The 23,429-nt window shown below is 72.6% G+C and carries 19 protein-coding genes; 12 read left to right on the top strand and 7 right to left on the bottom strand.

Annotated features, from left to right (window positions below):
* Positions 1 to 40 precede the first annotated feature (40 nt).
* Positions 41 to 973, top strand: a complete 933-nt coding sequence (locus AB0G01_RS09050; RefSeq protein ID WP_360941524.1) for a DUF3500 domain-containing protein — start codon at positions 41 to 43, stop codon at positions 971 to 973.
* On the top strand, positions 970 to 1,602 hold the full coding sequence (locus AB0G01_RS09045) for an endonuclease V (protein WP_360941521.1): 633 nt from the start codon (positions 970 to 972) through the stop codon (positions 1,600 to 1,602). The genes AB0G01_RS09050 and AB0G01_RS09045 overlap by 4 nt, the downstream gene beginning before the upstream one ends.
* Here AB0G01_RS09045 and AB0G01_RS09040 read toward each other — a convergent pair.
* Together AB0G01_RS09040 and AB0G01_RS09035 are read right to left on the bottom strand one after the other, a co-directional pair.
* On the bottom strand, positions 1,590 to 2,834 hold the full coding sequence (locus AB0G01_RS09040) for a 6-phospho-beta-glucosidase (RefSeq protein ID WP_360941518.1): 1,245 nt from the start codon (positions 2,832 to 2,834) through the stop codon (positions 1,590 to 1,592). The genes AB0G01_RS09045 and AB0G01_RS09040 overlap by 13 nt on opposite strands.
* Entirely contained in the window at positions 2,831 to 3,697 is an 867-nt protein-coding gene (locus AB0G01_RS09035) for a LysR family transcriptional regulator (protein WP_360941515.1), read from the bottom strand. Before AB0G01_RS09035 ends, AB0G01_RS09040 begins: the two co-directional genes overlap by 4 nt.
* A 70-nt stretch (positions 3,698 to 3,767) precedes the next feature.
* Between AB0G01_RS09035 and AB0G01_RS09030 the strand changes: the two genes are divergently transcribed.
* The 4 genes from AB0G01_RS09030 (at position 3,768) to AB0G01_RS09015 (ending at position 9,160) form a co-directional block, all read left to right on the top strand.
* Positions 3,768 to 4,670 carry an alpha/beta hydrolase gene (locus tag AB0G01_RS09030; protein ID WP_360941512.1) on the top strand — a complete coding sequence of 301 codons (903 nt, stop codon included), beginning with the start codon at positions 3,768 to 3,770 and terminating at the stop codon, positions 4,668 to 4,670.
* Positions 4,670 to 5,818 carry an MFS transporter gene (locus AB0G01_RS09025; RefSeq protein WP_360941509.1) on the top strand — a complete coding sequence of 383 codons (1,149 nt, stop codon included), beginning with the start codon at positions 4,670 to 4,672 and terminating at the stop codon, positions 5,816 to 5,818. Before AB0G01_RS09030 ends, AB0G01_RS09025 begins: the two co-directional genes overlap by 1 nt.
* Before the next feature lie 159 nt (positions 5,819 to 5,977).
* Complete coding sequence (locus AB0G01_RS09020) at positions 5,978 to 7,825, top strand: Xaa-Pro dipeptidyl-peptidase (RefSeq protein ID WP_360941507.1); 1,848 nt, start codon at positions 5,978 to 5,980, stop codon at positions 7,823 to 7,825.
* A gap of 234 nt (positions 7,826 to 8,059) precedes the next feature.
* Complete coding sequence (locus tag AB0G01_RS09015) at positions 8,060 to 9,160, top strand: DUF4192 domain-containing protein (protein ID WP_360941504.1); 1,101 nt, start codon at positions 8,060 to 8,062, stop codon at positions 9,158 to 9,160.
* Between the two features lie 1,130 nt (positions 9,161 to 10,290).
* On the opposite strand, the gene AB0G01_RS09010 is transcribed toward AB0G01_RS09015, so the two are convergent.
* From AB0G01_RS09010 to AB0G01_RS08995, 4 genes are read right to left on the bottom strand one after another with little or no spacing between them, the layout of a single operon-like run.
* Positions 10,291 to 12,321: a S9 family peptidase gene (locus AB0G01_RS09010; RefSeq protein ID WP_360941501.1), complete on the bottom strand. Its 2,031-nt coding sequence runs from the start codon at positions 12,319 to 12,321 to the stop codon at positions 10,291 to 10,293.
* A complete protein-coding gene (gene galE, locus AB0G01_RS09005; RefSeq protein WP_360941498.1) occupies positions 12,321 to 13,286 on the bottom strand; it encodes a UDP-glucose 4-epimerase GalE in 966 nt (321 codons plus the stop codon). Before galE ends, AB0G01_RS09010 begins: the two co-directional genes overlap by 1 nt.
* Positions 13,287 to 13,311: 25 nt before the next feature.
* Complete coding sequence (galK, locus tag AB0G01_RS09000) at positions 13,312 to 14,469, bottom strand: galactokinase (protein WP_360941495.1); 1,158 nt, start codon at positions 14,467 to 14,469, stop codon at positions 13,312 to 13,314.
* Positions 14,466 to 15,158, bottom strand: a complete 693-nt coding sequence (locus AB0G01_RS08995) for an iron dependent repressor, metal binding and dimerization domain protein (protein ID WP_360941492.1) — start codon at positions 15,156 to 15,158, stop codon at positions 14,466 to 14,468. Before AB0G01_RS08995 ends, galK begins: the two co-directional genes overlap by 4 nt.
* A 61-nt stretch (positions 15,159 to 15,219) precedes the next feature.
* Between AB0G01_RS08995 and AB0G01_RS08990 the strand changes: the two genes are divergently transcribed.
* On the top strand, positions 15,220 to 16,068 hold the full coding sequence (locus tag AB0G01_RS08990; RefSeq protein ID WP_360941489.1) for a sulfurtransferase: 849 nt from the start codon (positions 15,220 to 15,222) through the stop codon (positions 16,066 to 16,068).
* Between the two features lie 88 nt (positions 16,069 to 16,156).
* On the opposite strand, the gene AB0G01_RS08985 is transcribed toward AB0G01_RS08990, so the two are convergent.
* Positions 16,157 to 16,774: a hypothetical protein gene (locus tag AB0G01_RS08985; RefSeq protein WP_360941486.1), complete on the bottom strand. Its 618-nt coding sequence runs from the start codon at positions 16,772 to 16,774 to the stop codon at positions 16,157 to 16,159.
* Positions 16,775 to 17,120: 346 nt separating this feature from the next.
* Between AB0G01_RS08985 and AB0G01_RS08980 the strand changes: the two genes are divergently transcribed.
* The 5 genes from AB0G01_RS08980 to AB0G01_RS08960 all read left to right on the top strand — a co-directional run bounded on the left by AB0G01_RS08980 (position 17,121) and on the right by AB0G01_RS08960 (position 23,376).
* Positions 17,121 to 18,308 carry an acetoin utilization protein AcuC gene (locus AB0G01_RS08980; RefSeq protein ID WP_360941483.1) on the top strand — a complete coding sequence of 396 codons (1,188 nt, stop codon included), beginning with the start codon at positions 17,121 to 17,123 and terminating at the stop codon, positions 18,306 to 18,308.
* Positions 18,309 to 18,310: 2 nt separating this feature from the next.
* The gene (locus AB0G01_RS08975; protein ID WP_360941480.1) at positions 18,311 to 20,968 is read left to right on the top strand and encodes a GNAT family N-acetyltransferase; all 2,658 of its coding nucleotides are present in this window, start codon (positions 18,311 to 18,313) and stop codon (positions 20,966 to 20,968) included.
* A gap of 148 nt (positions 20,969 to 21,116) precedes the next feature.
* Positions 21,117 to 21,938, top strand: coding sequence for a glutamate ABC transporter substrate-binding protein (locus AB0G01_RS08970; protein WP_360941477.1), 822 nt, complete (start codon positions 21,117 to 21,119; stop codon positions 21,936 to 21,938).
* A 58-nt stretch (positions 21,939 to 21,996) separates the two neighbouring features.
* Entirely contained in the window at positions 21,997 to 22,773 is a 777-nt protein-coding gene (locus AB0G01_RS08965; protein ID WP_360941474.1) for a GntR family transcriptional regulator, read from the top strand.
* A 276-nt stretch (positions 22,774 to 23,049) separates the two neighbouring features.
* The gene (locus AB0G01_RS08960) at positions 23,050 to 23,376 is read left to right on the top strand and encodes a hypothetical protein (RefSeq protein WP_360941471.1); all 327 of its coding nucleotides are present in this window, start codon (positions 23,050 to 23,052) and stop codon (positions 23,374 to 23,376) included.
* Positions 23,377 to 23,429: the final 53 nt, after the last annotated feature.

The following is a 23,429-nucleotide window of genomic DNA, read 5'->3' as shown; positions in this document are numbered from 1 at the left end:
CCCTGCTGCTGCGCAACCCCGAGGCAGATAAGTTCAAGTGATGTTGCACGAGATCGCCGAGGCCACGCGCGGCGTGATCGACCTGCTCGACGAACGGCAGCGCGTGGCCGCGCTCCGTGCCGTCACCGACGACGACCTGCGCCGCACCTGGGCCTACACGCCGGGCCCACGTCCGGGTGTGGTGCTCGGCGAACTCCGGCGCGACCAGCGCAAAGCCGTGCACCGCCTGCTGTCGTGCGTGCTCAGCCCGCACGCGTACGCACAGGTCATGGCGGTGATGGCGTGGGAAGACGTGTTGGACGACCGCGAAGGCGGCCACCGCGACCGCCACCAGGGCGACTACTGCACCGTCCTGCTGGGCGAGCCCGGCGACGACCCGTGGGGTTGGCGGTTCGAGGGGCACCACCTGTCGATCAGCGTCGTCGTGGCCGACGGCCGCGTGTCGGCGACCCCGTTCTTCCTCGGCGCGAACCCCGCCCGCGTCACCTACCGGGGCCGGACGGTCGCGCAGCCGCTGCGCCTGGAGGAAGAGCTGGCGCGCGAGCTGCTGGACCGGATGGGGCGCACGGCGCGCGGGCTCGCGGTGGTGGGCGACCGCCCGCCGCCGGACCTGCTCAGCGGGAACCTGCCCCGGTTGGGCGACATCGAGCCGCGCGGCGTGACGCCCGCCCAGCTCGACCGCCCGTCCCGGGGCCTGCTCGTCGGGCTGGTCCGCTACTACCTCGACCGCCTGCACGGCGACCTCGCCGACGACGAGTTCGACCAGCTCGACCTCGACCGCCTGCACTTCGCGTGGGAGGGTTCGTCGAGGCGGGGTGAAGGCCACTACTACCGCATCCAGGGACCGGAGTTGCTCATCGAATACGACAACACCGCGAACGACGCCAACCACGCGCACTCCGTGTGGCGCAGGCGTTCCGGTGACTTCGGCGAGGACCTGCTCGCCGCGCACCGGGCGGTGGGACACCGATGACCCCCGAGGAGGCCATCGCCGAGCAGGAACGGTTGCGCCCGCTGGTGCGGCCGTGGACCGACCCGGAGCTGTCCGTCCAGTACGTGGCCGGGCTGGACGTCTCGTACGCCGACGACGACCGGCTGGCCGGCGCGGTCGTCGTGCTGGACGCGGAGACGCTGCACACGGTGGACACCGCCGTGGTGCGCGGCACCGCCGACTTCCCCTACCTGCCGGGGCTGTTCGCGTTCCGCGAGCTGCCGTCGTTGGTGCGCGCGCTGGAGAAGCTCACCGTCACGCCCGATCTGCTGGTGTGCGACGGGCAGGGACTCGCGCACCCGCGCCGGTTCGGTCTGGCGTGCCACCTCGGCGTGGTGACCGACCTGCCGAGCATCGGGGTGGCCAAGACGCCGATGGGGCCCTTCGAGCAGCCGGCCGGCGAACGCGGCGCGGTCACCGACCTGGTGCAGGACGGCGAGGTCGTCGGACGCGCGTTGCGCACCCGCCAGGGCGTCAAGCCGGTGTTCGTCTCGGTGGGCCACAAGATCGACCTGGACCGGGCGTGCGCGGAGGTGCTGCGCCTGTGCGTCATGCGGCTGCCGGAGACGACGCGCCGGTCCGACGCGCTGGGGCGGGCTCAGCTCAAGTAGCCCAGCCCGGGGTGCCGCCGGACGTAGGTGTCCAGCAGGCTCTTCGCGGTGGCGGTCGAGTCGACGAGGGGGTGCAGGGCGAACGCCTTCAGCGCCGACGCCCGCGTGCCCTCCAGCACCAGCCGGTCCACCGCCTTCACGGACGTGACCAGCCCGGCGGCGTGGTCGGGCAGGGGGCTGACCGGGAGGGGCCGCGCGCCGGCCGCGTCGACCGCGCACGGCACCTCCACCACCGCGTCGGCGTCCAGGGCGGCCAGCGTGGAACCGTTGCGGACGTTGAGGATCAGCGTCGCGGGCGCACCGGACGCGATGGCCCGCATGAGCTCCAGCGCCACGTGCTCGTACCCGCCGCCGTCGAGCGAGTCGCGGTCCTGCGCCATGTAGGTCGCCTCGCGCTCCAGCCGGGTGGTCTCCCAGTCCACGTCACCCCGGTAGAACCGGTCCTGCTGGCGCAGCAGGAACGCTCCCCGGTCGTCGCCCAGCGCGTCCCGCGTGTCGTAGTAGTAGTGCAGGTACTCGTTGGGGATGACACCCAGCGCCCGCAGGAATTCCACGCCGAACAGGCGGCCTTCCTCGAAGGACCGCAACGCCTCGGAATCGGCCAGCAACGCGGGCAGCAGGTCGTCGTCACCGCGCCGGACCCCTTGCAGCCAGCCCAGGTGGTTCAACCCGGCGTAGTCGAACGCGACCCCGCCCACGCCAGGGCCGCCCACCGCGTCGAGGCCCAGCGCGTGCGCGACCCGGCGGCACAGCCCGACCGGCGAGTCGCAGATGCCGATCACCCGGGGGCCGAGGTGTTCCGCCATCGCCTCGGTGACCAGGCCCGCCGGGTTGGTGAAGTTGACCACCCACGCCCCGGGGGCCAGCCGGGCGACGCGGCGGGCGATGTCGCGCGCCACCGGGACCGTGCGCAGCCCGTACGCGATGCCGCCCGCGCCGACGGTCTCCTGACCCAGCACGCCGTGCGCGTGCGCCACCTGCTCGTCGGCGGCCCGCCCGGCGAGCCCGCCGACCCGGATCGCGGAGAAGACGAAGTCCGCGCCCCGCAGCGCCTCGTCCAGGTCGGTGGTCGCGGTGATCCGGGGGCCGCCGGCGAGCACCGCCCGGATGCTCGCCAACCGCGCCGCGTCCACGTCGTGCAGGACGAGTTCGTCCACCCACCCGGCGGCGACCAGCGCCCGGTGCACCAGCGGCACGCGGAACCCGCCGCCGCCCAGGATGACCAGCTTCATGCCTCCCATCCTGCCCCCTCCAGCAACCCGATGAAGGCCGACGTCAGGGGATCGGGGTCCTTGTGGCCGAACGCGGCCAGCTCGCGCCGCACCGGCGGATCGGGCCGCACGACCACGCCGTCGAACCGCTCCGGCAGCACGTTGCGCGGCACCAGCGCGGGCCCCAGCCCGGCCGCCGCCAGCACCGGCACGCTCGCGGTCTGCTCCGTCCGCACCGCCGCCCACGGCTGGAACCCGCGATCGCGGCACACCTCGGCCACGAAGTCCGCGAGCCCGTTGCCCGGCGCGGGCAGCACCCACCCCTGGTCGGCGAACGCCCGCAGGTCGACCGGCCCGTCGTGCGGCGAGCCCGGCGGCAGCACCAGCACGAACTCCTCCACCCCGAGGACCCGGCAGAAACCCGACCACTCCGGCGGTTTCGGCCCGACCGCGATGTCCGCCCGACCCTGCGCCATGGCCTCCCGGAGCTCGTCGGTGTGCCGGTGCTCGAACAGCCTGATCCGCACGTCCGGGTGCAGCGCGCGCCACTGGCGCAACACGGGCGACAGCGCGCCGAGCGTCAACGAGTACACCGTCGCGACGGCGAGTTCGCCGCATTCCAGGCCGCCGACGCGGCGGGCGGCGACCATGGCGCGCTCGGCGTCGGCGAGCGCGGACCTGGCGAAGGGCAGCCACGCGCGGCCGGCGGGGGTGAGTCGCACGGCGCGCGGCAGGCGGTCGAGCAGGGGAGTGCCGACGGCCCGCTCCAGCGCCCGGATCTGGTGCGACAGCGCGGGTTGCGTGACGTGCAACAGCTCGGCGGCCCGGGTGAACGAGCCCTCGTCCACGACCGTCACCAGGTACTCGATTTGCCGCAGTGTCATGAACGCAGTTTATGGCAGGGGTAGAGAACATGCCTTGGACTTATCCCCGGGCCGGCCGGAGGATCGGTCCATGGCACTGAACGACCAAGCCCGCGCCGTCCTGGCGAAGACCGCCGGAGCGCCGTCCGCGGAGGAGTCGACCGTCTATGACGCGCGGCAGACCTTCCTGGGTTTCACGGACTTCCAAGGCGAACCGACGCCGATGCCGGTCGAGCACCTGTTCGTGCCCGGTCCCACCGCCGACCTGCCGGCCCGCCTCTACCGGCCGTCCGGGGACGGTCCGCTCCCGGCGATCGTGTTCCTGCACGGCAGCGGTTTCGTGATCGGCAACCTCGACGTGTACGACGTGTTCCTCCGCGCGCTGGCGGAGGCCACCGGGCACGTCGTGCTCGCGGTGAACTACCAGAAGGCCCCCGAACACCCGTTTCCGATCCCGCTGGACGACTGCTACGAGACCACGTCGTGGTTCCACGAGCGCGCGGCCGAACTCGGCGTCGACCCGGACCGGATCGGCGTCGCCGGGGACAGCGCGGGCGGCACCCTCGCGGCGGCCGTGGCGGTGCGGGCCCGCGAGCACGGGCCGCGCCTGGCGTTCCAAGTCCTGGTGCACCCGCCGATGGACACCGACTTCACCACACCGTCCTACGTGGACCACGCGACCGGCTACGGCCTGAGCCGCGACGGGATGCGCTGGTTCTGGTCGCACTACCTCGGCGACCGCGAACCGTGCGGGCTCGCCGCCCCGCTGCGCGCCGACCTGCACGACCTGCCGCCCGCGTTCGTGGCGCTCGCCGAGCACGACCCCGTGCGCACCGACGGCGAGCGGTACGCGGACAAGCTCGCCGCTGCGGGCGTGCCGGTGCACGTGCGGCGGTTCGACGGGGCGATCCACGGGTTCGTGCTGATGGACGCCGTGATGGACGAGCCGCACATCCTGCTCGACGAGCTCGCGACCTGGCTGGGGGAGCTGTGATGCCGCCCGCGCTCGTCGCGCTGGCCATCGGCGCGTTCGGCATCGGCACCACCGAATTCGTGATCGTCGGGCTGCTGCCGCAGGTCGCGTCGGACCTCGGGGTGTCGATCCCGTCCGCCGGGCTGCTGGTGTCGGGCTACGCGCTCAGCGTCGTGGTCGGCGCGCCGCTGATCACCGCCGTCGGATCGCGGTTGCCGCGCAAGGAGCTCCTCGTCGGCCTGATGGCCCTGTTCGTCCTGGGCAACCTGCTGTGCGCGGTGGCGGACGGTTACGCCCTGCTCATGGTCGGCCGGGTGGTGGCCGCGCTGTGCCACGGCGCGTTCTTCGGCGTCGGCGCGGTGGTGGCGTCCGGGCTGGTCGCGCCGGACCGGCGGGCGCGGGCGATCGCGCTGATGTTCACCGGCCTGACCGCGGCGAACGTCCTCGGCGTGCCGGTGGGCACGGCGCTGGGGCAGGCGTTCGGCTGGCGCTCGACGTTCTGGGCCGTCACGGCGCTCGGGGTCGTCGGCCTGGCCGGGATCATCGCGCTGGTGCCGCCGCAGCCCGCCTCGGGCGGCCTGCGCGGCGAGCTGGAGGTGTTCCGGCGGCCCGGGGTGTGGCTCGCGCTGGCCACCACGGCGCTGGGATTCGGCGCGGTGTTCGCGTCGTTCACCTACCTCGCGCCGATGATGACCGAGGTGGCCGGGTTCTCGCCGGGCGCGGTGACGTGGCTGCTGGTGCTGTTCGGGGCCGGGCTGTGCGTCGGGAACGTGCTGGGCGGGCGCGCGGCGGACCGCCGCCTGATGCCGAGCCTGTACGCGATCCTGGCGCTGCTGGTCGTGGTGCTGGTGGCCTTCGTGTTCACCGCGCACTCCCCACTGCTGAGCGCGGTGACCATCGCCCTGCTCGGCGTGGTCGGGTTCGCGACCGTGGCCCCGTTGCAGACTCGGGTGCTGCACCAGGCCGAAGGCGCTCCCGCGCTCGCGTCGGCGGCGAACATCGCCGCGTTCAACCTCGGCAACGCGGCGGGCGCGTGGTTCGGCGGCATCGCGATCGACGCCGGATTCGGTTACACCGCGCCGAACTGGGTGGCCGCGCTGATGGCGCTGGGCGCGCTCGGCGTGGCGCTGGCGAGCGGCCGGCTGGGCCGCGTGCCGGTGCCCGCCTGAACCCGGCGGATGCGCCTGCACACCGGTTCGGCGCTGGTCAAGGGCCGATCGGCGGGTCTTGACCTACTGTCCACAATGGATTTCTCCGGCCCTTGACACGTCTTGGGGGTGAGGGGAAGGTCTGCACCGTCCTGTCCTGCACATGATGGGGGAACAGCCGTGAAGGGTGTTCGGAGAGTCGCGGTGCTCGCGGCTCTGGCAACGCTGCCGCTGGGCCTGCTGCCCGCGGTGGCCTCGGCCGCGCCGGAAGGCCCGGTGTTCAAGGACGGCGAGGCGCAGCCCGTCTTCAGCCCGACGGACGTGGTGAAGGAGAGCGTCTGGGTCCGCGCGCCGGTCGACAGCGACCGCGACGGCCGGGACGACGAGGTCTACGCCGAGGTGGTGCGACAAGGGGCCACCGAGCGCGGGCTGAAGGTCCCGGTGGTGTTCTTCAACAGCCCGTACTTCTCCGGCGGCAACGACGTGGCCAACCACAACGTCGACGTGGAGCTGTACGTGCCGAACCGGCGCGGCGGCTACGACAAGCGCGACGGCTCGCAGCTCAAGGCGCAGGCGGACGAGCGGATCGCGGCGGCCGTGGGACCCAACGCCGGTCCCATCACGTCCGCGCGCTACGAGTCGTACTTCATCCAGCGCGGGTTCGCCATGGTGTACGCGGAATCGCTGGGCACCGGCAAGTCCAGCGGCTGCCCCACCTCCGGCGGGCGCAACGAGACCACCGGGTCCAAGTCGGTCGTCGACTGGCTCAACGGCCGGACCACCGCGCGCGACGCGGCGGGCAAGAAGGTCAAGGCCACGTGGTCCACGGGCAAGGTCGGCATGATGGGCGTGTCCTACAACGGGACGCTGCCCAACGCCGTCGCCGCCACGGGGGTGCGGGGTCTGGAAGCCATCGTGCCCATCGCGGCCATCTCCAGTTGGTACGACTACTACCGCGCCGACGGGGCCGTGGTCGCGCCGGGCACCTACCAGGGTGAAGACCTGGACGTGCTCGCCGACTACGTCCACACGCGGGAGAACCGCGAGATCTGCAAGCCGGTCATCGCGGAGGTCGCGAAGAAGCAGGACCGGGTCACCGGTGACTACAGCGCGTTCTGGGACGAGCGGAACTACGTCAAGGACGCGCACAAGGTGCGTGCGGCGGTGCTCGCCGTGCACGGGCTGAGCGACTGGAACGTCAAGACCAAGCACGTCGCGCAGTGGTACGAGGCGCTGCGGCGCAACGGCGTCGAGCACAAGATCTGGCTGCACCAGTCCGGGCACACCGACCCGGACACGCTGCGGTCGGTCGAGTGGCGGCGGACGATCAACAAGTGGTTCAGCCACTACCTGTACGGGCTCGACAACGGCATCGAGAAGGAGCCGAAGTCGACCATCCAGCGCGAGGACCGCACGACGTGGACCGACGAGGCCGACTGGCCCGCTCCGGGTACGTCCAAGGCGAAGCTGTTCCCGTGGGCCGGCGGTTCGGCCAAGGGCGCGCTGCGGTCGTCGTCGGTGCCCGGCCGGCCGGTCGTGGAATCGCTGCGGGACGACTCGTCCAAGCTCGCCGAGGACCTGATCGACCTGCCCACCTCGGGTAACCGGCTGTCTTACGCGACCCGTGCGTCGACCACGCCGTTGCGGCTGTCCGGCACACCTCGCGTGGAGCTGGCGGCGTCGTTCGACCGGCCTGCGGCGAACGTGACCGCCCTGCTGGTCGATCGCGCACCGGACGGGACCAGTCACGTGATCACGCGTGGGTGGACCGACCCGCAGAACCGCGACGGGCTGTCCAAGTCGAAGCCCGTCACGCCCGGTCGGACCTACCGGATCGACGTGGAGCTGCAACCGCAGGACTACGTCGTGCCCGCCGGGCACACGCTGGAGTTCGTGCTGATCTCCAGCGACTACGACTACACGCTGCGGCCCAAGCCGGGTGCGGGGCTGTCCATCGACCTCACGTCCACGACCGTGGAACTGCCCGTGGTCGGTGGGCCGGCGGCACTGCGGCGGTCGATCGGCTAGCAAGTGGTCCACCAGGCGAGAACCTGGTGAGTCCGCCACTTCGGCGGCTGGGCGTGGTCGGAACGCCACACCCAGCCGCCGAGGACGTTCGCTCCTCCTTACGCGCCGTGTCGTCGCGTAAGGAGGATTTTTTGTCGGCGTCGTCGGGCTCGGAAATCAGCCGAATGCGCCAAGCATCATCTGATCGGGTTCCTTCAGTGGTAAAACCCTTATTTCGCCGGCAAAATCAAAACCATGAAAACCCCCACCAAACCAAGTCACCTCCGCACCCCGGGCGACGTGATCGCCGCTCTGCCCTACCTGCTCGGCTTCCACCCGGCCGATTCCCTGGTCCTGCTGATCCTGGAGGGCGGCTCGATCGCGCAGACCCTGCGCCTGGACCTGCCCGTCGCGCGGAACGACCGCAGGGTCGCCGACGAGCTGGCGCTCTCCTTACGGGGTCGCACCCACACGCACGCCGTGGCCGTGGTGGTCGGCGGTGGTCGCGGTGATCCACCCGAGCTGCTGCCGCGCGAGCACCTGGTGACCCAGTTGACCGCGTCCCTGGGCTACGTGGGCGTCCGCGTCACGTGCGCCGCGTGGTCCCCGGCCACGTCGAAGGGGTCGCCGTGGCTGAGCTACCACGACCTCGGTGACCAGGGCGTGGTCCCGGACCCGGCGACGACGACCATCGCCGCCCGTGCCGTCGCCCAGGGCCTGGTCACCCACCAGAGCCGCGAAACCCTGGCCGCCACCCTCACCCCGGACCCGCCGGAAGCCCTGGCCCGCCGCTCCCTGCTGCTCGACCAGACGGCGGCCGAGGCCCGGATCCACGACACCGACGACTCCGAGACCATGATTCGCCAGCGGGACCTGGTGCGGACGGCGGTGGCCCGGACCCGGTACCGCACGGTCCCGCTGACGGACGCGGAGGTGGCCGACCTGGCGTTCGCCCTGTCCGATCCCTGGGTGCGCGACGCGAGCCTCGCCGACGCGATCAGCGAGCACGCCGAGGGCGCGGAACGCCTCTGGATAGAACTCACCAGGGCCAGCCCCACCCCGGAACGGGCCGAACCCGCCGCCCTGCTGGCATTCTCGGCTTACGTCAGAGGTGACGGTGCCCTGGCCCTGATGGCAATGGACCGCGCGGAAGAAGCAATGCCCGGACACCGCTTGACGGTGCTGCTCCGCACGGCTTTGGAAAATGGAATGACACCAACCACGGTAAGGGGCCTGGCAGAACGAGCCGCAGCCGCCGAATGGTTCCCGAAACCCCCACCGACCCCCTCGCCAAAACCCACCCCGCACAACACCCACCCCACCCACCCCACCGCCCCGGAGCCCCCCGTGCCCTAACGCCAACCCTCGCGCTCCGCTCCCACCCACCTCGCCCGCCTCACACCCCCACCCGCCCCGGCCACCCCCGTCGCACCAGATGGCTCGACATCGCCCAAGCGCCCAAGCCAGAACAGACGGGACTCCCCGTGGCCAACCGAGGGTGCCCTCGGCAGTCCAGGGGCAAGCGGTCCGGTCGGACAGCCGGCGGGCGTCCCCTGGGCCACCCGCCCCCCGCCCACCACCTGCTGCCCCCCCACCACCTGCTGCCCCCCACCACCTGCTGCCCCCTGCTACTTGCCGCCCGCCAACCGCCGTCCGCTGCCCGCCGTCCGCCGCCTGCCAACCGCTACCTGCCGCCCGCCACTCGCCGCCCACCACCCGCCCACCACCTGCTGCCCCCTGCTACCTGCTACTTGCCGTCCGCCACCTGCTGCTCCCTGCCCCCTGCCACCTGCTACTTGCCGCCCGCCAACCGCCGTCCGCTACCTGCCGCCGCCCGCCGCCCGCTACCCGTGCCACCCGCTACCCGTGCCAACCGCTGCCCGCCACCTGCCGGGTGGTGGCGGTAGGCAGTGGGCAGGGGGGGTCGGCCCGCTCGGGAGTGAGGGGCCTCGACTCCGGGGCGAGAGCTCTCTTCCTCGGCGAAAGTCCCTCTTCCTGCCCCAGGTGTCCGAGAACGGTCCTCCACGGCCCTCGTGCCCGTACCTGTAGGCGGTCGGCGGTCTGCGGGCGGGCAGATCCAGCCACCTGTGGCCACGATCTGCCTCAACCGGTCCTTCGAGGCGGGCAAGGGGGTGGTTGTCGCCCGCTCACGTAGCCACCCGCTTACGTGGTTGCCCAGCCACATAGTTCCCCAGCCACGTGATCCGCCTCTGCTCGGCTCGGCGGCACATCGCGGTACCGACACCCGGCCGTCAGGATCGCTCGCGCCGCCTGTCGTTCGCGGCGCAATGTCGAAGCGAGCGAAGGTGCGCAAAGAGCAGTGCGTGCCCGCAATCGTTTGCGAATACAGCAAACACGGCAGGCACGGCGAACACGGCGTTCGCCGAGAGTGTCCGTCGAGAGTGTCGGCTGAGAGCGTCGACTGACGGGGTCGACCGAGGGTGTCGGCCCTGCCGTGGGGCGGGGCCGACACCCAGGCCGGGGTGTTACAGGAGTTCCGGTCGACGCCAGGGCTCGCCCAGGACGTGTTCGGCCAGGAAGGAGTAGATGGTCTCGTACCAGACCTCGGCGTTGCCGGGGGTCACGATCCAGTGGTTCTCGGTCGGGTAGTACAGGAACTTCGCCTGCACGCCGTGGCGCACCAAGTCGAAGTACAGGCGCTGCCCCTCGCCGATCGGGACCCGGTAGTCCTTGTCGCCGTGGATCACCAGCATCGGGGTCTTGATGTCCGCTACCCGCAGGTGCGGCGAGTTCGCCCGTACCCGCTCCTGCTGGCGCAGGGGGTCGCCCATCTCGCGAATCCAGTAGTACGAGTCGTCCGTGGTGCCGGTGAACGCGTCCAGGTGCCACAGCGACGCGTGCGTCACGATCGCCCGGAAGCGGTCGGTCCGGGTCGCGATCCAGTTCGCCATGTACCCGCCGAACGACCCGCCCAGCGCTGCCGTGCGGCTGTCGTCGATGTCGTCCCGGTGGGCGGCCACGTCGGTGATCGCCATCAGGTCGGTGTACGGCTTCGCGCCCCAGCTTCCCCAGCCGGCGGCGATGAACTCTGGGCCGTAGCCGGTCGACAGCGCCGGGTCGGGGAGCAGGACCGCGTAGCCCTTGGCCGCCATCAGCCACGGGTTCCACCGCCAGCTCCAGCCGCTCCAGCTCATCACCGGGCCGCCGTGCACCCACAGCAGCAGCGGCGCGGGCTGGTCGGGGGAGCAGTCGGTGGGCAGGACCAGCCACGCGCGGACCGTGCGGCCGTCCTCGACGACCGTCTCGATCTCGGTCAGCGTCCCCGGCAGGGACTCGACGCGGCCCGGCGCGGGCAGGACGACCGCCTCCTGCTCCGGGGCGGCCAAGTCCAGGCGGACCGGTTGGGCGGGTTGGACGAGGCTGTTGCGCAGCGCGTACACGTGCTCCGCGCCGACCTGCACGTCCGCGTACGACCCGGAAGCGGTGAGCCGGATCAGGTCGCCGGTCGCGAGGTCCAGCCGCCAGATCGGGTGGTGGCCGCGCAGCGAGCTGGTGAAGTACACCGCCGCGCCGTCCGGGCCGACCACCGGGTGCCCGGGTTCCTCGGCGAAGTCCGGCGCGAGCTCGGTGACCGTGCCGTCCAGGTCGATCCGGACCAGGGCGCTGCGCCACGGCCGGTCCGGCGTCGAGTCGAGCACGCGCACCGCGATCACGCCCGAGCCGTCGGGCAGGAAGGTGGCCTGCATGAACGAGTGGTCGGGCTGGTCGGCCAGCACGCGACCCGGCGTGCCGTCCGACGGGCTCAACCGCAGCCGCACGCGCGGACCGTAGGAGGCGCTCACGTCGACCCGCTCGGTGTGCACGACCCAGCGGCCGTCCGGGCTGATCGCCGCGACGTCGTCGAGCCGCACGTCGGCGGCCGGCGTGAGGTCGGTCAGATCGTCGGCGGTGAGCCGGTCGCCGGTCGGCGGCTGCGCGACGAGCAGGCGCGGGTAGGTGGGACCGAGGTCGGCGTCCCAGTACCGCACCGGGTACGACTCGTACAGGATCGCGGTCACACCCGCGTCCTCGCGGGCCTTGCGGTGCGCCTCGTCGGACTCGCCGAAATCGGCGGTGGGGTGCGCGCCGGCGGTCAGCAGCAGCGTGCCGGCGTCGGCGGCCACGTCGACCCGCTCCACGCCGCCCGCCGGGCGCAGCAGCTCGCGCGCCTCGCCGACCTCCGGCAGCAGCCACAGGGCGGTCTTGTCCTTCGCCTTGCCCTCCGCCGGCTTCGCCTGCGGGTCCGGCCGCGCGGACAGGAACAGCAGCGCGCCGTCCGGCGTGAACACCGGGTTCGACTCGCTCTTCGCGCTCCGGGTCAACCGCCGCGCCGGGCGCTCGCCCGCCGGGTCGACCTCCCACAGCGCGCCCTGCCACTTCTTGCCGTCGGGCGAGAGCTCCGCGACCACCGTGACCAGGCGCTTGCCGTCCGGGGACAGCGCCAGCGACCCGAGTCGGGGGAGCGCCGAGAACGAGGGGACGTCCGCGAAGTCGCTTGCCTGGATCGTGCCGCTCATCAGACCTCCTGAGACCGGGACTGGGTGAACTCCCACGCGTCGCGCACGATGCCGGTCAGGTCGACCCGCTCCGGCTTCCAGCCGAGCTCGGTCCGGGCCCGCTCCGCCGACGCCACGAGCACCGCCGGGTCGCCCGAGCGGCGCGGCGACACCTCGGCCGGGATCGGGTGGCCGGTCACCTCGCGGCACGCCTCGACCACCTGCTTCACCGAGAAGCCGAGACCGTTGCCCAGGTTGTAGATCCGGTGCTCGCCGCCGGTCGCGTTCGCCAGCGCCTTGAGGTGCGCGTCCGCGAGGTCGACCACGTGGATGTAGTCGCGCACGCAGGTGCCGTCGTCGGTCGGGTAGTCGTCGCCGTACAGGGCGACCTTCTCCCGCTTCCCGGACGCCACCTGGAGCACGAGGGGGATCAGGTGGGTCTCGGCGGCGTGCCGCTCGCCGTACCGCCCGTACGCGCCGGCCACGTTGAAGTACCGCAGCGACACCGCCGCGAGCCCGTGGGCGGTCGCGTAGCCGGTGATGGCGTGGTCGATGGCGAGCTTCGTCGCGCCGTAGGTGTTCGTCGGCCGGGTCGGCGCGGTCTCCACGATCGGGACCTGGTCCGGCTCGCCGTAGGTCGCGGCGGTCGACGAGAACACCAGGCGCGGCGTGCCGTGCTCGCGCATCGCGTCCAGCAGCCGCAGCGACGTGACCACGTTGCCCTGCCAGTACTTCGCGGGATTCTGCTGGGACTCGCCGACCAACGACCTGGCCGCGAAGTGCAGCACGCCGTCGAACCCCTCGGCGAGCACCTGGCCGATCACGTCGTCGATGTTCTCCGCGACCAACCGCGCGCCCTCGGGGACCGCGTCCGCGTGCCCGGTGGACAGGTCGTCGAGCACGACCACGTCGTGTCCTGACTCGACCAGCCGAGCCGCGCACACGCTGCCGACGTACCCCGCGCCGCCCGTGACGAGCAACTTCACGTCTTCCCCGCTTCCTGTAGAGCCGTCAATGCTCCCGGCCCGCGCCCGCCGAGGGCACCGCCGGGAAGGTTCTCGGTGTCGCCCAACCGCGCTCCGCGTAGGCGGCGAGCACCCGCCGCACCACGGCGTCGTGCCGCTCGACGGGCACCAGCGCGATCACCGACCCGCCGAACCCGCCGCCGACCATCCGCGCGCCGAGCGCGCCCTCGGCCATCGCCGAACCGACCGCCACGTCCAGTTCCGGCACCGACACCCGGTAGTCGTCGCGCAGGCTCGCGTGCGACGCCTCCAGCAGCGGACCGAGGTCGGCCGGCGCGCCGGCGCGCAGCGCCGCGACCGCGCGCAGCACCCGCTCGTTCTCCGTCACCACGTGCCGCACCAGCGGTCGCAGCTCCTCGGGCAGCCGGGCGAGCGCGTCGTCCAGGTCTTCGATGTCGACGTCCCGCAGCGCGGGCACGTCCAGCAGCGCCGCAGCGCGCTCGCAGCCCGTCCGGCGGGACGCGTAGCCGCCGTCGGTGTTCGAGTGGTGCGCCCTGGTGTCGATCACCAGGACCTCCAGGCCCCGCGCGGCGGCGTCGAACGGGATCTGTTCGGACTCGCCCGAGCGCACGTCCAGGAACAGCGCGTGCGCCTCGGTGCACAGCAGCGACGCGGTCTGGTCGAGCAGACCGGTCGGCGCGCCCACGAAGTCGTTCTCCGCCCGCTGCACCCAGCGGGCGATCTCCGGCCGGTCCTCGGGGACGCCCGCGAGGCCCAGCAGGGCCAGGGCCACCGCGCACTCCAGCGCGTGCGACGAGGACAGCCCGGCACCCGCCGGCACGTCGCCCGCGATCACCAGGTCCGCGCCCCGCGCCACACCCCGGTCGCGCAGCACCCACGCCACCCCGGCGGGGTAGGCGGCCCAGCCGGTGACCAGGCCGGGTTCGAGGTCGGCGACGGGGACGGGCGCGGCGTCGCGGAGCACGCCGTCGTCGCCCAGCGTCGACACGACCAGCTTGCCGTCGTCGCGTGACGACGCGGCCACCGCCGTGCGGTGGGGTAGTGCGAAGGGCAGCACGAAACCGTCGTTGTAGTCGGTGTGCTCCCCGATCAAGTTCACTCGACCGGGCGCGGACCACACGCCCTGGGGCGGTGTCCCGCGCGCCTCACCGAACGCGGCGGCGGCGCGCTGCCCTTGGATCACCTCGCCTGCACCAGCACGGCGTGGGCGACGGACGGGTCGAGCTCGGCGGTGGTGCCGTTGCCGCGCACCTGCACGACCTTGGCCCCGCCCAGCGAGTCGACCTCGACGGTGCCGCCCGGCACCACGCCGGCCGCCTTGAGCTCGGCCATCAGCTCGGGGTCGAGCTGGACGTGCTCGGCGATCCGCCGCACCTCCACCCGACCGCCACCCCGCCGGGCCACCTCGTCCACCCGGACCAGGTCGGACTCGGCGGGCGGCGCGGGCTCCCCGTCGCCCAGCTTGTCCAGGCCGGGGATGGGGTTGCCGTAGGGGGAGGTGGTGGGGTTCCCGAGCAGCTTGACGAGCTTGCGCTCGACGGCCTCGCTCATGACGTGCTCCCAGCGGCACGCCTCGCTGTGCACCTGCTCCCACTCCAGGCCGATGATGTCGACCAGCAGTCGTTCGGCGAGCCGGTGCTTGCGCATGACCGCGATCGCCAGGTCGCGGCCCTCCTCGGTGAGTTCCAGGTGGCGGTCGTCGGCGACGACCACCAGGCCGTCGCGTTCCATCCGGCCCACGGTCTGGCTCACCGTGGGACCGCTCTGGCCGAGTCGCTCGGCGATGCGGGCGCGCAACGGCACGACGCCCTCTTCTTCGAGCTCGTAGATAGTGCGGAGGTACATCTCCGTGGTGTCGATGAGGTCGTTCACACCCGCTCCCCTTCGTATGGTGCCAATGCTAGTCGCCCGCTGACGGGTGCAGGATGGTGCCGTGCATCCATTGATCAGCACCGAAGACCTGGTTGCCGCGCTCGCGAGCGCCTCTCCCCCGGTCGTGGTGGACGTCCGCTGGCGACTGGGCGGACCCCCAGGACGCCAAGACTACGAGGTCGGGCACGTTCCGGGTGCCTTCCACCTCGACTTGGACGCGGATCTTTCCGCGGCCCCGGGTGCCGGTGGTCGGCACCCGCTGCCCGGACCGGGCGACCTCCAGCGCGCCCTGCGGTCCGCGGGTGTCCGCGAAGGTCACCCGGTCGTGGCGTACGACGGGGGTGACGGGTCCGTCGCGGCCCGGTTGTGGTGGCTGCTGCGGTGGGCCGGGCACGAGGAGGTCGCGGTCCTCGACGGCGGCTTCGCCGCGTGGGTGGCGGACGGGCGTCCGGTCACCGCCGAGCAGACCCGGCCCGAGCCCGGTGACGTGGTGGTACGGCCCGGCGCGATGCCCGTGCTGGACGCCGGGGACGCCGCCGCGCTGGCCCGGGACGGGGTGTTGCTGGACGCCCGCGCGGCGCAGCGCTACCGGGGTGAGACCGAGCCGGTCGACCCCCGCGCCGGGCACGTCCCGGGCGCGCTGAGCGCGCCGTCCGCCGAGCACGTGGACGCGTCCGGGCGCTGGTTGGGCGCGGACGCGCTGGCCGAGCGGTTCCGGGCGATCGGCGTGCGGCCGGACGCGGCCGTGGGTGCCTACTGCGGGTCGGGCGTGACCGCGTCGTCGGTGGTCCTGGCCCTGGAGGTGGCCGGTCTCACGAGCGCCCGGCAGCCCGCCGGCCTGTACGCGGGGTCGTGGTCGCACTGGTGCGTCGACCCGGAGCGCGAAGTGGCCACCGGACCCCACCCCTAGGACGAGCGAAGTAACCCAGAAGTACAGGTCTGGTTCTCCGGCGAATGGGGGACGCGGAAAATCCGACGTCCCCCATTTCGCGGAAAGATCACGCGTTGGGGATCTTCTCGAACGCCTTCGTGGCGAGTGTGAGCGCGACCTGGCACGGGTCGAACGAGTCGATCGGCGTCACGCTGGCCAGGAACGCCGGCGTGATCTCCTTCGGGTCGTCGGTCAGCATGACGAGCACCGAGCAGTCGCCGCCGCCCTCCTTCACCTCGTAGGCCGTGTTGCCGCCGATCTCGATCTCCTTGGCCTCGCCCTCGTACTCGGCGAAGGTCACCATGAACAGCACCACCGCGAACGGCTCCTCGGTGCTCTGCACGCAGCCCTTCTCGCCGGCCTTCTTCGCGCCGATGGCCCCGGCCACGTCCTCCGGGGTGAGGATGTCGCAGTCCTCGTAGCCCTCGGTCTTCTTCTTGGTGCCGATCTTGACCTTGCCGGCCGGCTTGGTGCCGGAGGGCGCACCGGTGGCGGAGGTCTCCTTCTTGCCGCTGGTCGACGTCCTGGTCGAGGTGGGCTTGCCCGAGGTCGTCTTCTCGCTGTTGGTGGCACCGCCGGCGACCGGCTTCGCGGAGCCGGTGACCGTGGTCGCGCACCCGGCGAGGCCGAGTGTCAGGACCAAGGCCAGCACGGCCGGCAGGGAGGAGGCTCGTCGCAGGTGCATGTCTGTCTGACCCCGTTCCGACGAGCGGGGTTCCATCCTCGATGGCCGCAATCCTGGCCCGTCTCGTCCCGGCAGACTCTAAGTCCTGGCGGGAGGGACTTGTCCGCGTGTCCACCAAGCTGTGATCACATCGCAGGTCAGGCGGTCGGGAGGGCCTCGCCGGACCCGCTCGACGGGGCGTCGACGACCTGCGCGACGAGTACGTCGACGGGTGACGTGCCGCCAAGCCGGACCGCGTCGGGGCAGGGGGCGGTGGCGGGGGCGGGGGCCGGGGGAGCTGGTCAGGGCGGTGTGACGCCGAGCGCGTGATCACACCGCGGGCGGGGGGTGGGTTAGGTTGCCGGGCATGGGTGCCGACGTGGGTGACCGGGCCGCTGTCGTCTGGGACGAGTCCTTCCTCTCCTACGACCTGGGCGAGGACCACCCGCTGAACCCGGCCCGGCTGGACCTCACCGTCCGGTTGGCGACCGGGCTGGGCGTGCTGGACGGGATCGAGCTGGTCAGCCCCGCGCCCGCCACCGACGTCGAGATCGAGCGCGTCCACGAGCCCTCCTACCTGTCCGCCGTCCAGGCCGCGCCGATGGCGGGCTGGGACGTCGGTCACGGGCTGGGCACGGCCGACAACCCCGTCTTCGCCCGGATGCACGAGGCGGCGGCGCTGGTCGTCGGGGGCTCGCTGGCCGCCGCGCACAAGATCGCCTCGGGCGAGGTGAAGCGGGCGGTGAACATCGCCGGCGGGCTGCACCACGCCATGCGCGACCACGCGGCCGGGTTCTGCGTCTACAACGACTGCTCCGTCGCGATCTCCTGGCTGCTGGACAACGGTTTCGACCGGATCGCCTACATCGACTCCGACGTGCACCACGGCGACGGCGTGCAGGACGCGTTCTACGACGACCCGCGCGTGCTCACCGTCTCCCTGCACCAGCACCCGCTGAGCCTGTGGCCGGGCACCGGGCGTCCGTCCGAACTGGGCGGGCGCGGCGCGGAGGGCACGGCGGTCAACGTCGCGCTGCCGCCGGGCACCCGCGACGCGGGCTGGCTGCGCGCGTTCGACGCCGTCGTCCCGTCGCTGCTGCGCGCGTTCCGGCCCCAGGTCCTGGTCACCCAGTGCGGTGTGGACACCCACCGGGAGGACCCGCTGGCCGACCTGGCGCTGACCGTCGACGGCCACCGCGAGATCTACCGCACGCTGCGCGCGCTCGCGGAGGAGGTGGCGGGCGGGCGGTGGCTGGCCCTCGGCGGCGGCGGTTACGAGCTGCTGCGCGTGGTACCGAGGTCGTGGACGCACCTGCTGGCCACCGTGCTGGACCGGGACCTCGACCCGGCCACCCGGCTGCCCCCGGACTGGGTGGCGCACGCGGCCGGTCGCGCGCCGGACTGGCCGCTGCCGGCCACCATGTCCGACGACGCCGACGTTGCCTTCGAGCGGTGGGGCGGGGACGCGCAGACCCCGCTGGACGCCGCCGTGCGCGACACCCGTCGCGCGGTGTTCCCGTTGCACGGCCTGGACCCCGACGACCCGAGGGACTAGCGGTGGACCCCTTCGACTACCCCCGGCACTGGGAAGCCGACGTCGTGCTCAGCGACGGCGGCACGGTCCACCTGCGGCCGATCACGCCGGACGACGCCGAGAAGCTGCTGGCGTTCCACGGCCGGCTCTCCGAGCGGACCCGGTACTTCCGCTACTTCGGCCCCTACCCCCGGATGCCGCAGCGCGACGTGGTGCGGTTCAGCACGGTCGACCACGCCGACCGAGTGGCGTTCACCGCGCTGCTCGGTGACGACATCGTCGCGGTGGGTCGCTACGACCGGCTGGGCGACGGCGGCAGCGCCGAGGTGGCGTTCGTGGTGCAGGACGGGCACCAGGGGCGCGGCCTGGGCTCGATCCTGCTGGAGCACCTGGCGGCGGCGGCCCGCGAGCGCGGGCTGAGCCGGTTCACCGCCGAGGTGCTCGCGGAGAACGGCCAGATGGTGCGGGTGTTCCGGGACGCGGGCTACAGCGTGAGCCGGGCGTTCGAGGAAGGCGTGCTGCACCTGGAGTTCGACATCGACCCCACCGAGGAGTCGGTGGCCGTGGCGCGCGCCCGCGAGCAGGCGGCCGAGGCGCGCAGCGTGCACAACCTGCTCAACCCGCGGTCCGTGGCGGTCATCGGGGCGTCGACCGACCGCACCAAGATCGGCCACGCGGTGCTGACGCACCTGCTCGAAGGCGATTTCCACGGCCCGGTGTACCCGGTGAACGCCGAGCACCGGTCGGTGCGCGGGGTGCGGGCCTACCCGTCGGTCCTGGAGATCCCGGACGACGTGGACCTCGCGGTGGTCGCGGTGCCCGCCGCGAGCGTGGACGAGGTGATGGACGCCTGCCTGGCCAAGGGGGTCAAGGCCCTCGTCGTGGTGACGTCCGGGTTCGGCGAGACCGGGCCGGACGGGTCGCTGGCGGAGCGCCGGCTGGCCGCCGAGGCGCGGGCGCACGGCATGCGGGTGGTCGGGCCGAACGCGCTGGGCGTGCTGAACACCGACCCGGCGGTGCGGTTGAACGCCACGCTCGCGCCGAAGCTGCCGATGCGGGGCCGGACGGGGTTCTTCTGCCAGTCCGGTGCGCTGGGCACGGCGATCCTGGCCGCCGCGGCGTCGCGGGGGCTGGGCCTGTCGACGTTCGTGTCGGCGGGCAACCGGGCGGACGTGTCGGGCAACGACCTGTTGCAGTACTGGGAGACCGACCCGGCGACCGACGTGGTGCTGCTGTACCTGGAGTCGTTCGGCAACCCGCGCAAGTTCGCCCGGCTGGCGCGGAGGCTGGGGCGCACCAAGCCGATCGTGGCGGTGAAGTCCGGGCGGCACGCGGTGACCCCGGCGCTGGCGGCGACGTCGGTGTCGGTGGACGAGTCGAGCGTGCAGGCGCTGTTCGAGCAGGCGGGCGTGATCCGGGTGGAGTCGCTGGCCCAGTTGTTCGACACCGCCCTGCTGCTCGTGCACCAGCCGCTCCCGGCCGGGCCCCGGGTGGCGGTGGTGGGCAACTCGACGGCGATCGGGCTGCTGGCGGCGGACACCGCGCTGGCGCAGGGGCTGGAGCTGGCGGGCGATCCGGTGGACGTGGGCCCGCAGGCCGGGCCGGAGGTGTTCGCGAAGGCGGTGCAGGACGCGTTGCGCAGCCCGGACACCGACGCGCTGGTGGTGGTGTTCGTGCCGCCGCTGGCGGTGCCGGGCACGGCGTTCGCGCGGGCGCTGCGGGACGTGGCGGGCACCAAGCCGATCGTGTCGACCTTCCTCGCGGTCGAGGGCGTGCCCGACGAGCTGGCCGTGGCCGGACCGGACGGCGCGCCGGGACGTGGTTCGGTGCCGTCCTACCCGAGCCCGGAACGGGCCGTGCTCGCGCTGGCGCGGGCCACCCGCTACGCGCGCTGGCGGTCCGCGCCGCAGGGCCGCTTCACCCGACCGGACGGGATCGACGCGGCCGCCGCCCACGAGCTGGTCGACTCGCTGCGACTGGACGACAGCGGGGAGCGGCGGCTGGACGACGACACGGCGGTGCGGCTGTTGGCCTGCTACGGCGTGGAAGTCGTGCCGTTCCGGGTGGTCTCCTCGGCGGCGGACGCGGTGGCCGCCGCCGACGAGCTGGGCTACCCGGTGGCGGTGAAGGCGACCGACGAGCGGCTGCGGCACCGCACGGACCTGGTGGGCGTGCGGCTGGACCTGGTCGGCGAGGACGCCGTGCGCGCGGCCTACGAGATGCTGGCCGAGGTGTCCGAGCAGCCCGACGTGTACGTGCAGCGCATGGCACCCAAGGGGATCTCGTGCGTGGTGGGCCTCCAGGACGACCCGTCGTTCGGCACGCTGGTGTCGTTCGGCCTGTCGGGCGTGGTCAGCGACCTGCTCGGCGACCGGGCCTACCGCGCGGTCCCGCTCACCGAGACCGACGCGAAGGCGTTGGTGCGCGCCCCGAAGGCCGCGCCGCTGCTGGCGGGCTACCGGGGCGGCGTGTCCGCCGACCTGCCCGCCCTGGAGAACCTGGTGCTGCGGCTCGCCGCGCTCGCCGAAGACCTGCCGGAGGTGCGCGACCTGGCGCTGGAGCCGGTGCTGGCGAGCGCCGCCGGCGCGTACGTCAGCAACGCCCGGGTGACGCTGGGTCCGCCGCCCTCCAAGCACGACAGCGGCCCGCGCCGGCTGCGGTCACCGGGCGCACCCCGCTAGGCGCACTGCGTTAGCCGCGCGCCCCCGGTCGTTGCGCAACCGTCATTCTTTATCGATTCCGATGACCCTATTCTGCCGTTGGCTCTGGACGCAAACCTGTGCGCCGCTTACGTTTCCGGCATCTCTAGAGGACCCGAAAAGGGGAAGAATGGCATTGGCATCGTTGCGCGCCCTCGTCCTGGCGTGCGCCGCCGCGCTGGTCCTCGCCTCGTGCTCCTCCGGTGACGAAACCTCCGTCGAGGGGCGGGCCGGCGCGGACAAGCTGGTGATCGCCGTGGGCTACGACCAGCCGGGGCTGGGGGTGCGCCGGCTGGACGGCGTGTACAAGGGCTTCGACGTGGACGTGGCGCGCTACGTGGCGAACGAGCTCGGCGCGGACGGTGTGACGTTCGTCGAGGCGACCCCGTCCCAGCGCGAGCAGTTGCTCACCGAGGGCAAGGCCGACCTGGTGGTCTCCACCTACTCGATCACCGACAAGCGCAAGGAGGTGATCGACTTCGTCGGGCCGTACTTCGTGGCGGGCCAGGACCTGCTGGTCCGGCTGTCCGACACGCGCATCGCCGGACCGGAGTCGCTCACCGCGGGGATCAAGCTGTGCTCGGTGGAGAACACCACCTCGGCGCAGTACGTGAAGGACCAGTTCGCCCAAGCCGTGGAACTGGTGAATTACCCGAACTTCAGCGACTGCGTCACCGCCCTGCTGGCCGAGCAGGTGGACGCCATGACGACCGACGACGTGATCCTCGCCGGGTACGCGGCCCAGAACCCGGAGCTGCTGCGGGTGGTCGGGAAGCCCTTCAGCAAGGAGGAGTACGGGATCGGGATCCGGCGCGACGACGCCGCCGGGAAGGCGAAGGTGACCGCCGCCGTCCAGAAGATGATCGACTCCGGCGAGTGGCGCAGGTCACTGGAAGCGAACGTGGGCCAGTCGGGCTACCGCATTCCCGAGCCGCCCACGATCGTCCCGTGACGTGCGACCCACTCCGATAGCGGTCTGACCGGCGGGTTCGAGGTCGTAGGCTCGGCCGGTGCCCGCCTCGCATTTCGTGCCCCAGTACCGCGCGGACGGACCGGTCCGCGCCGGTATCCCCGAACACGGTCGGATACCGCGCTACTACGCGGTGAAGACCGAACTGCTCTGGCTCGTCGAATCGCTGGGGGAGGGGACCGCGCTGCCCTCGGAGCGCGAACTCGCCGAGCGGTTCTCGGTGTCCCGGGTGACCCTGCGCCAGGCGGTGGGCGAGCTGGTGCTGGAGGGCAAGCTCCAGCGCCGGCAGGGCAGCGGCACCTACGTCGCGCCGCCCAAGCTGGTCCAGCCGCTGTCCCTGGTGTCCTACTCCGAGGGGATGCGGCGGCAGGGCGTGGCCCCGGCGCGCAGCGTGATCACCGTCGAGCACCAGCCCGCCGACGACGTGCTGTCGCGCGACCTGCGGGTATCGCGCGGCGACACGGTGATCCACCTGGAGCGGGTCCTCCTCGCCGACAACGAGCGGATCGGCCTGGAGTCGACCTACCTGCCCTCGGCGCGGTTCCCGACCCTGCTGGAGGTGCTCGACCCGACCACCTCGCTGTACGCCTGCCTGACCGACCGGCTGGGCGTGACCTTCGCCGAGGCGGAGGAACGGGTGGAGACCGTGCTGGCCACCCCGCGCGAGGCGCTGCTGATCGGCACCAACCCGGCGCTGCCGATGCTGCTGCTGCACCGGGTGTCGTACGACGACGACGGCGTGCCGATCGAGCGGGTGCGGTCGCTGTTCCGGGGCGACCGGTTCAGCTTCGTCGCACGCCTCCGGGCGGACGTCTAGCCCACCGGTCCCGCGCGACTGCCGGCCCACGGCGCGTGTCCGTCCACTTCGGACGGATGTCGCGCCGCCCCCGGCGGTCCGCGTCCAGGCGGGTGCCGCCGGCCACGGCCCCGGTCCGGTCGCGCGGTGCGCCCGTGCGCCGCCGAACGTTAGCGAGTCGTGCCCTGATACCGCCCATTGGCAGGCGTCTTCGCACGCCCTCGCGGCGGTACCGTTGGTGCCAGGGAAGTGAGTGCTCCTCACCCGCAACGGCGCGGGGGAAGCGGGGGGTGGGTCATGACGTTCAAAGAGGAGTTCCTGGCGGAACTGGAAGACTGCCTGCGCGGCTACGGCGCGGTGCCGGTGTGCGCTCCCGGCGCGCTGGCGCGCTTCATCGAGTACGTGCGGCGGTTGCCGGAGGACGACCGGAGGCTGCGGTGCCTGGAGGGCGTCGACCAGGGTTCCGGGTCCTTCTGGAACAACCCGGCGGTGTGGTGGGAGCAGGTGCCGAGGTTCGGGGTGGGGGTCGAAGACTGCTCCGCGCTGCTCGACGGGATGCTGGACGAGGCCATCAGCGACGAGATCGACGTGCTGGAGATGGAGATCCGGGAACTGCCGGGCTGAGCGGCGGGGAAACACCCGTTGTGCGCCCGGGTCGCCGGACGCACAACGGGGAG

This window comes from Actinosynnema sp. NPDC023587 (assembly GCF_040640215.1).
Classification (GTDB): domain Bacteria; phylum Actinomycetota; class Actinomycetes; order Mycobacteriales; family Pseudonocardiaceae; genus Actinosynnema.
The sequence above is the reverse complement of the archived record's forward strand: the minus strand, read 5'-3'. Positions and strand labels throughout refer to the sequence as shown.

Bases quoted from the DNA above. Each gene is read 5' to 3' on its own strand.
- AB0G01_RS08960 (WP_360941471.1), top strand. From the start codon at position 23,050: ATGACGTTCAAAGAGGAGTTCCTGGCGGAACTGGAAGACTGCCTGCGC.
- AB0G01_RS09025 (WP_360941509.1), top strand. From the start codon at position 4,670: ATGCCGCCCGCGCTCGTCGCGCTGGCCATCGGCGCGTTCGGCATCGGC.
- AB0G01_RS09045 (WP_360941521.1), top strand. From the start codon at position 970: ATGACCCCCGAGGAGGCCATCGCCGAGCAGGAACGGTTGCGCCCGCTG.
- AB0G01_RS08980 (WP_360941483.1), top strand. From the start codon at position 17,121: ATGGGTGCCGACGTGGGTGACCGGGCCGCTGTCGTCTGGGACGAGTCC.
- AB0G01_RS08970 (WP_360941477.1), top strand. From the start codon at position 21,117: ATGGCATTGGCATCGTTGCGCGCCCTCGTCCTGGCGTGCGCCGCCGCG.
- AB0G01_RS09050 (WP_360941524.1), top strand. From the start codon at position 41: ATGTTGCACGAGATCGCCGAGGCCACGCGCGGCGTGATCGACCTGCTC.
- AB0G01_RS09035 (WP_360941515.1), bottom strand. From the start codon at position 3,697: ATGACACTGCGGCAAATCGAGTACCTGGTGACGGTCGTGGACGAGGGC.
- AB0G01_RS09010 (WP_360941501.1), bottom strand. From the start codon at position 12,321: ATGAGCGGCACGATCCAGGCAAGCGACTTCGCGGACGTCCCCTCGTTC.
- AB0G01_RS09030 (WP_360941512.1), top strand. From the start codon at position 3,768: ATGGCACTGAACGACCAAGCCCGCGCCGTCCTGGCGAAGACCGCCGGA.
- AB0G01_RS09015 (WP_360941504.1), top strand. From the start codon at position 8,060: ATGAAAACCCCCACCAAACCAAGTCACCTCCGCACCCCGGGCGACGTG.
- AB0G01_RS09040 (WP_360941518.1), bottom strand. From the start codon at position 2,834: ATGAAGCTGGTCATCCTGGGCGGCGGCGGGTTCCGCGTGCCGCTGGTG.
- AB0G01_RS08985 (WP_360941486.1), bottom strand. From the start codon at position 16,774: ATGCACCTGCGACGAGCCTCCTCCCTGCCGGCCGTGCTGGCCTTGGTC.